The sequence below is a fragment of the bacterium genome, assembly GCA_021372615.1.
Taxonomy (GTDB): Bacteria; Armatimonadota; Zipacnadia; order Zipacnadales; family UBA11051; genus JAJFUB01.
This window is the reverse complement of record JAJFUB010000075.1, coordinates 50,082-61,312: the sequence shown is the minus strand read 5'-3', so window position 1 is coordinate 61,312 and position 11,231 is coordinate 50,082. Positions and strand designations below refer to the sequence as shown.

Genomic DNA, 11,231 nt, shown 5'->3' with positions numbered 1-11,231 from the left:
TGTGCGGCGGGCTCCACGGCCAGCGGCGGGGCCTGCCGCACACGACGCGGCACCCACCGCCTGAGTGTTTCCTTACATACCCAGACTTCAGTAGGCGATGATGGAAGTCAGAGTTGGGTTGCCGGCTCGATGGCCGGCTACGCGCGGCTACGACCCAAGCGCTTCGGGAGGGTAACATGAATGTGCGCACGTCCGCAGTGGTCTGGTGTATGAGCACAGTCGCCGTGGGGGTCTGCTTGCTCTGTGGGTGCCCCCCCCCCTCCCAACAGGAGAGAGCGCGCGTGGTCAGAGTGGCGAACGTCAAGAAGGTGGCACTAGTGGCGCTCGTCGGCAAGTGCTCCACTGCACCCCAGACCAACACCCACAGGGAACTCATGGACGAACTCGTCGTTGCTTTCCGGGAGGCGGCCAAGAAGGCGCCGCCAGTTGTCGAGTTCATCCCAGTCGAGAAGGTGGTCGTGGACCCAGTCTACCGGAGCCTTGCTGCGACAGGGGTGCCGCCTGATGCGTACAGCCCAGTGAAGGGCCTAACCTACGTTCGCCAAGAGGGCGGGGGAGGTCTCGACTGCGGTCCACTTGTGAAGTCCCTGGGTGTAGACGCCGTGCTGGAGCTTGCGGTGGATTTCGGCGTTGCGGTGCGTCAGAACGCCCAGGAGTACTACCTCACAGCCGAGGTCAAGGGGGGACTGGTCGGTCCGCCCGAGGTGCTGCTATGGGAGCCCCCACCGTCATTCGAGGAGCCCATCCCTGCGATGGGGTCGTTCAGCCATGTCCTGCTTCACCTTGCGATCGGGGCCAGATGGATTGTCATGACGCCTCCCAGCTCACGGCAATATGCTGCGGTCATGCAGATCGCGCATCAGGGAGGCGCGAAGCTCCCCCAGCAGGTCGCGACTGGACTCGTTGAAGGTATCATGAAGGACGTTGTTAGGTCGCGAGGAAGCCAACCGCAAGAGGGTGGATGAGGCAGGTGAGCGCGAGCAGCAAAACCGGGCGCCCTGAGTGGCGACCTCGCGCGGACGGGGTGGAATGTCGGGAAGCACGTAGGTGAGGGGGGCATTCCCGATAGCTCAGGGTCGAGGACAAGGCGCGGGTTCTGCCACTTGCCCGCAACTGCGGGTACTCCGGTGATGGCCAACCTTGGGAGCCTGTCCTCGCCATCCGGACAGGCTCCTATGGCAACAGCACCCGGGGCACCGGCGGAACCTTTGGGCAGAGGCCACGGTCCAAACCATACACTGCACACCCGCGAGCGCCGATGAAATCGTTGTCTCTGCGTCTGGCTGAGGCCAGCTTGCTGCTTCTCGTCTCCACGATGGCGGCGGCGCCGGCGTCGGCTGACCTGTTCTCTAGCGTGAACCGTCTGTTCAAGGACTGGGGTCTGTTCCAGGGCTTGCAGATCAACGGCTCCAATGACCTCACCTTCCAGCAGAACCTGGTTCAGGGCTCCGAGTCCGCCTACTCGGGCCAGCGCTGGGACACGGACTCCTTCATTCGCCAGAGCAGCCTGAGTCTCGAAGGCCCCATCTGGAAGGAGTTTGCCTTCAAGGCCGACTTCTCCTCAAGCGGCTACGGGAGTTCCACCAGCAGCTTCGTCATGGGCTACGTGGGCAAGAGCACGGCCGTCTACTACGGCGACCTGAACATTGACCTGTCCGGCAACGGGTTCGCTTCGTTCTCGGAGTCCGTCAAGGGGTGGCAGCTCGATCAGAAGATCGGGCCGGGGCTGCTCCGGGGGTTCTACTCCACCACCAAGTCCATCACGCGGAAGCAGACGATCAGCGGCAACAACACCACCGGGCCCTACTTCCTGACCTACACCCCGGTCATGGAGGGCTCGGAGACGGTGAAGGTCAACGAGCAGCGGATGCAGTTCGGGGTGGACTACAAGCTGGATTACGACTCCGGCCAGCTCTACTTCGAGGTGGAGGGCGGGAAGTCCACCATCATCCCCGACACCTCGTCCATCACCGTCACCTACCAGTCGGCCGGCGGCGACGCGCAAGGCAGCATGCTGTACGGGGCGCGCCTGCTGATGCCCCTCATGCACAACCGGGCGCAAGTCGGCGTGACGATGATCAAGCAGGACTACCCGGAGGGCAACGCCAGCGACACAGTCGGCTACCAGGAGGACGTCTTCACCGGATCAGGTTCCACCGGCCCCTTCGATGTCAACTTCAGCCCCATCATCGAAAACGGCAAGACCGTGATCTACAAGGGGAAGCAGCAGGTCATCGAGCAGGCCCTGCTGGTGCTCGTGGACGGCTTCGAGAAGGCCGAGAACGTGGACTACGACGCCTACCGCTCGATCGGCCGCATCATCTTCCGCAGTGCGGTCCCGGCCACATCCATGGTCACGATCCGCTACTACTACGATCTGAGCACCGACGAGACCGTCAGCGACAACGCGCTCCTGGGCGTGGACATGTTCTATCACTTCTCGCCCCAGTTGAGCCTGGAGGCCGAGTATGGCCGGAGCGACGGCGGGAGCACCGCCAACTCCGGCGATGCGCTGCGCACGAGCTTGAGTTACATGACGCCGAAGCTCAGGATCACCGGCCAGTACCGCAATGTCGCCCCGACGTTCACCTACATGGACTCGGTCAGCGATACGACGCGGAGCCGCGGGCTGGACTTCTCCGCCAGTTGGGAGCCGATCGAGCATGTGAGCCTGGGCGGCACCTACTCGAGCCTGAAGAGCAGCGAGGGCTACTCCTTCGGCTCGAGCACGTACTACACGGGCACCAGCGCGGTGAAGCTGGCACAAGACGGCAGCACGACAAGCGGCCTCAGCGTGGATACGAGCCGCAGCGACATGGAACTCCGTCTGGACTTCCCCAACTGGCCCATCCTGCTGTGGGAGTACCAGCAGCTCTCCAACGCCAGCAGCAGCAGCGACAGCAAGTACACCTACAACAACACCAGCCTCAACTGGTCGCCCACGGGCAAGCCCTACTCGATATCGGCCAGCTACAACCAGGCCCACCAGACCTACCTGTCCGCCGAGGACTCGACGACCAGCGACGGCAGCGACACGCAGCAGTTGCAGTGGTCGGCCAGCTACCGCCCCAGCGACAAGCTGTCGTTCTCGTTCACCCAGAGCCGCAATGACTCGTCAGCGCTGGACAATGCGAGCAGCTCCTCGTCATCCAATGACCAGGTCTCGGTCCACTGGAGCCCCTGGAGCCAGCTCGATATCAACTACGACCTGACCCTGACCAGCTCGGTCGGCAACACCAGCAGCAGCCTGAGCTCCGCCAGCACCCTCGCGCGGCTGCTCGCCGACGGTGACAACGGCGACGGGGGCGACGACGGCAGCGACACGGACGAGGACGACACCGACCGCTACACCGACAACTCCCAGCGTCTCTCGATCCGCTACAGCCCCTCGCAGAAGCTCAGCTTCGATCTCGGCTGGTCGCAGCGGGAGTACACCAGCGGCGGCAACGTCGGCTACCTGACCGACAGCACGCAGACCACCCGCAGCATCAGTGCCAGCTACATGCTCAGCGAGGCCCTCTCGTTCAGTGCCTCCTACACCAACGACAGGACGGACTACCTGGACGAGGATCGCGGCAGCGTACTCAACAACACGACGAGTCTGGGCGCCAACTACCGCCCTCCGGGCAGTCGCTGGAACTTCGCGCTCAACTACAACCTGACGACCGGCTCCAGCCCGACCTACAGCGGCTACGGCTCCAGCCAGAAGATGTGGATCGTGCCCAACGACCTGTCCGACATACAGGCGCGCGTGGCGTACACGCTGAGCGACACCTCCGAGGTGTCCTTCACGGGGCAACTGGCGGACTACGTGGGCTCCTCCAACTACACCCGGCAGCAGATCGAGGTCGGCTACACCCACCGGCTGGCCAGTTTTGCTGACCTGACCTTTGCCTACCGCTATGCTCGCAACGTCAGCCAGGGCGCCACGGACCCGCGTTGGGGCGACATCAGTCTCACCCCCGGGGATGACAACTACCTGGTCAACACATTCATGCTCAAGCTCGACACCCAGTTCAACACCGGGGTGGGCGGCCGGGGCAGCGGCATGAGCGGCGGCAGTAGCAGCATGCGCAGCTTCACCGGGTACCGCGCCGGCACGAGCCTGACGAGCTTTGGCAGGAGCCGCTATGGCTCATCCCTGGGCTCGTCGCTCAGCAGCGGCTACCGGGACCCCTTCAGTAGCCTGGCCAGAGACCAGGCCACCAGCCAGCCGCAGGGCTACGAGGTGTTCGGGAGCGGGTTCAGCGGCAAGACCGGCTTCAACCAGGGCCTGGGCAACATCAGCGGCCAGCGCCAGCGGACCGAGGACGAGAGCGCCGGGCTGCCGAGCACGCTCGGCGAGGAGTTGCTGAGGGTGGAGGACTGGCAGGCTCTGGACGACCTGTATTCGACGTGGTGGTAGGAGCCGTCGCGTCTTCGGACCATGCCACCGGAGGCGCCGACGGACAATGCGGGCGGGGGCGTGAGCCTCAGCCCATGGGGGTACCGAGAGACCATGCATAGCAGACACCCACTGCTCATCGCTCTGATGGCGCTGTTGCTGGGCAGCGGAGCCGGCCATGCCGGCTTCCGCAACACGGACAACACGCGCTTCGCGACCCGCGCCAACGGGCCCATGGGCCCGATCGTCATTCCCCATCGGTCCGGGGTGACCAACCCCGCGGGCACCCAGGGCCTGCTGACGTACCGCCAGCACAACCCCAACCTGCTCCACCGCGCCGCAGTCACCTACAGCCACATCCAGGACCTGAACCTGACCAAGCACAAGGGGGAGGTGCGCTTCCCGCGGACCCTGGTTCATACGCTCGACGGCAAGCTCGTACAGACAGACCTCGCCAAGCGCCAAAGCGCCAGCTACACCAGCAGCAAGTCGTCGCGCCTGCGCGGCCGCCGTTCGGCCCGGTCGCTGTGGGCGACGGGGGCCACCGTCTCGACCGCCGCCATCGGCGACCCCGCCAACAACCTGACCTTCCAGTTCGAGGGGTGGACCAGCGCGGAGCAGGCTTCGCTCCAGAGCTACCTCACCACGGCCTACGCCAAGGCCAAGTCCATCTACGGGCCGCCGGCCTTCAGCAACACGGTCAAGATCATCCAGGACACCACGATCTCCGACATCCAGGGGGGCGTCTACGACACCAGCGCCAATGAGATCCGCCTCCCGGCCCTGACCGACAACTTCGCCGAAGACACCTACGTGCTGCTCATGCTGGTGCTCAACGCCTTCCACGATGACGCCATCTTCTACTACGACGCGTGGGAGCAAGGCTTCATCGGGGCGGCCGCCTACGTCATCCAGACCACGCCCGGGGTCTCCCCCGGCTACGACCCGATTGACCCGGGGCCCTTCTACTGCCTGTCGGTCTACGAAGCTGAGAACCAGGAGCAACTGGGCAACAACACCTTCTACCCGGCCTCCGGCGCCACCAACATGCTGGCCTGGCGCATCGCCATGGCGCGCGCGGCGTGGCTGAAGTGCTACATCGAGAACGAGGACTTCTTCAAGGACTTCAACACGGCGTACTACGCGGCCTATACCTCCGACCTCGCCGGTGACATCCCGTCGCTCAAGGAGATCGCCGCCAGCGTCGTGCCCACGGTGGAAGGCACGCCCTTCGTGGAGTGGTACGAGCAGCAGTACGTGCTGGATACCAGCGTGCAGGTGGGCAAAAAGCTCTACACCTGGAACGTCCCGCTGGAAGACAGCGTGGCGCTGATCTGCGAGCTGTACCAGACCTCCGGCGCCGGCGACGAGACGCCGCTGGGCGGCACGGCCGCCACGGTCTACTGGGACTACACCAACGGTGTTGAGCTGTACGCCGAAGAGGGCAACGCGATCGCCATCTCCTCCAGCGGCGCCACGCCCGGCGAAGGCTACCTCATCCCGACCTTCTACAATGTCGGCGGCGCCCAACGGATTACGGTGCAGATTGACGTCGAAGGGCTGCGGGGCGAGTACGCGTACCCCTACGCCAAACGGGGCTTTGACTCCAGCAGCAACAACCTCTACGGCGCGATCGTCGGCGACGGAACCGGTTCGGTGGACGTGACCGGCGGCGACGGCCTGGCGGGGGTGAGCGTGAACCGCGGCGTGTGGGGCAGCCGCATCACCAGTACCGACCTCAGCCCCATGCAGGTGGAGATCACCTTCACCAACGAGGCAGGGCAGTCGGTCACCGCCATCCGCAACATCGGCTGGGACTCGTACATGTGCCTCCTGCAGTCCGGCAGCCATGCCACGGCCAGCCACACGTTCGCCTACGATGTCAATGGCCTGTACCTGATGTCACTGCCGCTCAAGCCGCTGTCTTCCGACCTGACTCAGGTGCTGGGCGTGCCGCTGGAGAAGCTGCTGCTGGCCTGGTGGAACCCCCTGCTGGCCGGCGACAACAAGTGGGAGCTGTGGCCGCAGTTCGAGTTCCACAGCCCCGGGCAAGGCTACTGGTGGCGTGTCCCGGCCGACACGACGGTGAACCTGGAGGGTCTCCAGCCCGACACCGCGCAGACCTTTGAGATGGACGTGAAGGCCGGCTGGAACCTCGTGGGCTGCCCGCGGCTCTCGATTGTGACGCTGGACAGCCTGCAGGTGCGGCAGGGAGCCAACGACCCCGTCACCTGGGACGCGGCGGTGGCCGCGCATCTGGTGCAAGACGGAATCTATGCCTACGATCAGACGGTCGGCTACCAGCTAGCCGAAGCCTGCCAGCCCTGGGAGGCCTACTGGCTGCGGTGCCTGGTCTCCGACGGTGTCACGCTCATCTTCCCGGCCGTGACCGAATAGGAGACCCAGTGCCCACGCCTGCCCGATCATCTGCCAGGGACGCACTCATGATACGACGCTCCCTCATCCTGTGCCTGCTGGCCGCCCTTGTCCTGAGCGGCTGCTCCAGTGTGCCCACATCGTCCACGCCTACCTCGGCCGTCGTGGTGGTGGAGGCTGTGGACACCTCCACCGACGAGAACATCACTGTCGAGGCGACCGCCATCGTGGGCGGCGTGCGGGGCACCGTCACGGTCGAGGAGCAGAGCGTGGTCCTACGCGGCGTGCCGTTTGGCACCGGCTCCCCGCCTACCCAGCCGGTCACCGTCACCGCACCCGGCTATGCCACGATCACCGAGTGGATCCAACTCAGCATGACTGTGGTGACGTTCTACACGGCCCAACTGGACCCGGTGGACACGACCGAGACCGGGACGGTGCGTGGCACGGTCACCAGCTCCACGGGTGCGCCGATCACGTCGGCGCTGGTGAAGTTCACGCATGTCGCCACCGGCGGCACCACGCAGCTCTCCGGGTACACCGACAGCTCGGGCCAGTACGTCATCGGCGGCATCCCCATCGGCGTCAGCACCGTGACCGCCGAGGCGGACGGCTTCGTCACCTCGGGCTCCGTCGAGACCACGGTCGTGCAGGACGCCGGCGGCGGCGTGAGCCCGGATGTGAACCTGTCACTCATCCCCGGGACCGCGACCGTAGACGTGTCGGGGGTGGTGGTCAACACCTTCACCGATGCCAGGATCCCCGGGGCCCTGGTCCACTTCGGCGACGTGGCGGACGTGACCACCGACAGCACGGGCTCCTTCACGGTCAGCGCCGTGCCGGTGGGCACGCACGAGGTGACCGTCACGGCCGATGGCTACGACGACTACGAGACCAGCGTCAGTGTGCTGCCGGGCATGGCCAGGCTGCGTTTCACCATGTCGCCCGCCGCGCCAGACCCGCCGACCAGCCCGTACAACCTGATGGGCACAGTCACCCTCGTGGGCGCGGAGGACAACTCCGGGGCGGTCGTCACGGCGGTGGACACGGCTTCGGGCACGACCTGGGCCACCGTCACGACCCCGGCCTCCGGCGTGTACACCATGTTCCTGACACCCGGCGAGTACCGCATCACCGCCACCTACGGCGCCAAGTCGGTGCGGCGGACGGTGACGGTGCCCTACGGTGGGCGCATCCTCACCGGTGTGGACTTCGTGATAACGGTGGGATAGAGCGGACGGCACGAATGGGCGCCGGCGCAGCGTCGCCCAATTGCGGCCGGTCCCTATTCCCTAACGCCGGGCTTTTTGGTACACTTGTGCCATCCGCATCTCCGGAAGGGGAGATCCTAACTTGCGCTCTTACGTGGTCTTCATCGTCATGCTCACCTTCGCGCTGGCCCTGCTGAGTGGCTGCGGCGGCGGAGGCGCCCAGGCCGTGGTACGGATCGTAGGAACGCTGCTGGACAACGGTTCGCTCCAGCCGATCGAGGACGCTCGCGTCGTCGCCTCCGGGGTGAGTGGCACCACGGACGCCAACGGCGCCTTCGACGTAGCCGAGGTCCCGGCCGGGGGCAACGTGACGTTCGCGGCCGCGGGCTACCAGAACCTGGTGGTCACGCTGACCGGTCGGACCGGCGAGGTGGACCTGGGCGACTTGTACATGACGCCGACCGCCATCGCCGGCACGGGTACCGTCACCGGCACGGTATCGGAGGTGGGAGGCGAGGCGGCGGACGAGGCCACCGTGACCTCAGGCGACTGCACGGCTCTCACACGGGAGGATGGCTCCTACACACTCTACAATGTACCATCGGGTTACCAGAGGGTGCGTGCCCTCAGCCACGATCGCAGCACCCGGGCCACCGTGTACGTTACTGTGGTCGCCGGGGACGAGGCGACAGCGGACCTCCAACTTGGCATCTACCCACCCGACGAGCCCTGGTAGGGCCGGCGGACGCAGCGCTGCCGCAAAACGCTTGGGAAATCTGACGGGGCAGGCAGCCAGCCTGCCCCGCGCCGCCTGTGCAGGGCGAGGCGCACCCGGAACGCCACATGCACCGCTTCCGTGTCCCGATTGCTGTCGTCATCATCCTCCTGGCTGGCGTGGGCCTGGGCTACTGGGCGACGCTCTGGTGGAACTACTTCCATGCCCGCTCGGTCCAACCAGCAGGGCCCCCCTCAGCCGTGACGAATGCTCCCTCGCGTCCCCGCGAGGAGGTCGTCGTCCAGAACCCCACGCTGCGCCGCACCGAGCGCGGGCGGCTGGCGTGGCAGGTCCAACTGAATGAGCTGAAGATTGCCGCCGGTAGCCAGGCGGTCGCCGCTGCCGGCATGCGCGAAGCCCTGATCTACGACCAGAACGGGGCGCCGATCATCCGCCTGACGGCCCGCACCGCGCGGGGCAACACGGCCCAGCGCGACCTGGAGGTCGCCGGGGATGTGCGCGCCGTCTCCCAACGCGGGGCGCTCATCACCACCGAGAAAGTCCGCTGGGTGGAGAAGGAGCGGCGGCTCGTCTGCCCGCAGAAGGTCACCTTCCGCAGCGCCAACGCAGCGGTCACCACCGTGGGCCTGAGCTACTATGTGGACCAGGACCTGGTCAAGGCGCCCGGGGTGGTGCGCATGTATAGTGGCACGAACAAGCTGGTCGGGCGCGAACTCGTCTACAACGTCAAGACGCAGGATTTCCAGATGCGCAACGCCCAGGCGGTCTTCAATCCCGAGCAAGCGCGCCAACTCGTCGCTCCCGCGGGGGGACGGCCATGACAACACCGCGCCTGCGCCATCCTGCTTGGTTCCTCGCCGTCCTCGCCCTCCTCCTGGGGCCGAGCCTCGGCCCCGCCGAGAACCAGGTAGCCCCCGAGCCGACCCGGAGCGACAAGCCCAAGGCCGAGCCGAAGCCCGCGGCCAGCCAGCCCCAGAAGAAGAAGCAGGAGCGCCTGGTCGTCGAGTGGGTGGACGCGCTGAGTCGGGAGGGGGACATCTACCACCTGCGCGGCCATGTCGTCTTCGCGCGCGAGGACATGAAGCTGTACTGCGACGAAGCCGACTATGACGAGAAGGCCGACACCGCGCGGGCGCGCGGCCACCTGCGCATCACCGACCCCAACAGCGTCATCACGGGCGACTTGCTGGACGCGGATTTCGGCAAGGAGATCGCCGTCATCACCGGCAACGTCACCGTCGTTACCCAGAAGAAGATCAACAGCGCGCAGGGCAGGGCGCCCACACCGTCGCTGGAGAAGCCGGGCAAGGGCGGCGCCCGGGGCAAGAACGGCGGAGCCAATCCGGCCGCCGGCCAACTCGCCTCGGCCATTACCGACAAGTACAAGCGGACCAGCAAGGAGCCCGAGCATTTCGAGGACTACTGGGAGAAGAAGAGCACCACGACCTGCGAGCGGCTGGAGTACTACTACGCCGACGACGTCAAGAAGATGATCGCCACGCCGCGCGTCAAGACCGTGCAGGAGGACCGGACGGCGTGGGCCGACACCGCCGTCTATGAGGACCTCCCGCGCCTGCTCACCCTCACCGGCAATGTCGTGGTCACGACCGAGAAGGGTGACGAGATGCGGTGCGCCAAAGCGGTCATCTGGGTGGATGAGGACCGCTTCGAGGCGCAGGGCGTATCGGGGGTGACGCTGCGCAAGAAGAAGGGCGAGGAGAGCAAGCAGCCGGCGCCGCCAGCGAAGCCCCAGGAGCAGCCGGCGCCCCCGTCCCAGCCACAGTCCGCCCCGGCCCCGCCCCCTGCGAACGGTCGGTAGGTGTGCCGTCCCCATCACCCATGCGCTATCTCCGCCTGCTGCTGCTCGTGAGTGCGTCTCTGGCTCTGGCGCTGCCCGCCGGGGCGGCGCTCCGCGTCGGCCGCCTGAAGTACGGCGGCGGGGGCGACTGGTACGCCAACCCCTCCTCGGTTCCCAATCTCCTGAAGTTCGCCCGCGAGCAGACGACCCTCGACCTGCCCGAGCAACCCGACGTCGTCACCCTCGCCGATGACAAGCTGATGGACTACGCGCTCCTGTTCGCCACCGGGCACGGGAGGATCGCCTTCACTGCGGCGGAGGCGGCGCGGCTGCGGCGCTACTTGCTGTCGGGGGGCTTCCTGCATGTGGATGACAACTACGGCCTGGACGAGACCCTCCGCCCGGCGCTCAAGGCGGTCTTCCCCGACCAGGCCCTGACGGAGATCCCCTTCTCCCACCCGCTCTACCATGGCGTGTTCGACTTCCCCCAGGGGCTGCCGAAGATCCACGAGCACCATGGCGGTCCGCCGCATGGCTATGGGATCATCCATGAGAACCGCGTCGTGCTCTTCTACAGCTACAACACCGACTTGTCGGACGGGTGGGAGAGCCCCGAGGTGCACAACGATCCGCCCGACCGGCGCCTGGCGGCCCTGCGCATGGGCCTGAACCTCGTCGTCTATGCGTTGACCCACTGAGCCGGCCGTGGGGCCCGCCGCGCGCGGG

Annotated in this window: 8 protein-coding genes; all 8 read left to right on the top strand. The window is 66.3% G+C overall.

All coding sequences use genetic code 11. The features are described 5' to 3' along the window. Positions 1-281: 281 nt before the first annotated feature. The 8 genes from LLH23_11315 to LLH23_11280 all read left to right on the top strand — a co-directional run bounded on the left by LLH23_11315 (position 282) and on the right by LLH23_11280 (position 11,203). Positions 282-965: a hypothetical protein gene (locus LLH23_11315; GenBank protein ID MCE5239071.1), complete on the top strand. Its 684-nt coding sequence runs from the start codon at positions 282-284 to the stop codon at positions 963-965. Between the two features lie 293 nt (positions 966-1,258). Continuing rightward, positions 1,259-4,405: a hypothetical protein gene (locus LLH23_11310; GenBank protein MCE5239070.1), complete on the top strand. Its 3,147-nt coding sequence runs from the start codon at positions 1,259-1,261 to the stop codon at positions 4,403-4,405. Between the two features lie 93 nt (positions 4,406-4,498). After that, positions 4,499-6,781, top strand: coding sequence for a hypothetical protein (locus LLH23_11305; GenBank protein MCE5239069.1), 2,283 nt, complete (start codon positions 4,499-4,501; stop codon positions 6,779-6,781). Positions 6,782-6,828: 47 nt separating this feature from the next. After that, positions 6,829-7,992: a carboxypeptidase regulatory-like domain-containing protein gene (locus LLH23_11300; protein ID MCE5239068.1), complete on the top strand. Its 1,164-nt coding sequence runs from the start codon at positions 6,829-6,831 to the stop codon at positions 7,990-7,992. A gap of 121 nt (positions 7,993-8,113) precedes the next feature. Next, positions 8,114-8,707 (top strand): carboxypeptidase-like regulatory domain-containing protein, encoded by a 594-nt coding sequence (locus LLH23_11295; GenBank protein MCE5239067.1) that lies wholly within the window; start codon positions 8,114-8,116, stop codon positions 8,705-8,707. A gap of 107 nt (positions 8,708-8,814) precedes the next feature. Next, the gene (lptC, locus tag LLH23_11290) at positions 8,815-9,528 is read left to right on the top strand and encodes an LPS export ABC transporter periplasmic protein LptC (protein MCE5239066.1); all 714 of its coding nucleotides are present in this window, start codon (positions 8,815-8,817) and stop codon (positions 9,526-9,528) included. Next, positions 9,525-10,526 carry a hypothetical protein gene (locus tag LLH23_11285; GenBank protein ID MCE5239065.1) on the top strand — a complete coding sequence of 334 codons (1,002 nt, stop codon included), beginning with the start codon at positions 9,525-9,527 and terminating at the stop codon, positions 10,524-10,526. Before lptC ends, LLH23_11285 begins: the two co-directional genes overlap by 4 nt. A gap of 20 nt (positions 10,527-10,546) precedes the next feature. Further along, positions 10,547-11,203 carry a DUF4159 domain-containing protein gene (locus tag LLH23_11280; GenBank protein ID MCE5239064.1) on the top strand — a complete coding sequence of 219 codons (657 nt, stop codon included), beginning with the start codon at positions 10,547-10,549 and terminating at the stop codon, positions 11,201-11,203. Positions 11,204-11,231 lie beyond the last annotated feature (28 nt).

Excerpts from the sequence above, each read along its gene's own strand:
- LLH23_11300 (MCE5239068.1), top strand. The coding sequence starts at position 6,829 with ATGATACGACGCTCCCTCATCCTGTGCCTGCTGGCCGCCCTTGTCCTG.
- LLH23_11285 (MCE5239065.1), top strand. The coding sequence starts at position 9,525 with ATGACAACACCGCGCCTGCGCCATCCTGCTTGGTTCCTCGCCGTCCTC.
- LLH23_11305 (MCE5239069.1), top strand. The coding sequence starts at position 4,499 with ATGCATAGCAGACACCCACTGCTCATCGCTCTGATGGCGCTGTTGCTG.
- lptC (MCE5239066.1), top strand. The coding sequence starts at position 8,815 with ATGCACCGCTTCCGTGTCCCGATTGCTGTCGTCATCATCCTCCTGGCT.
- LLH23_11280 (MCE5239064.1), top strand. The coding sequence starts at position 10,547 with ATGCGCTATCTCCGCCTGCTGCTGCTCGTGAGTGCGTCTCTGGCTCTG.
- LLH23_11310 (MCE5239070.1), top strand. The coding sequence starts at position 1,259 with ATGAAATCGTTGTCTCTGCGTCTGGCTGAGGCCAGCTTGCTGCTTCTC.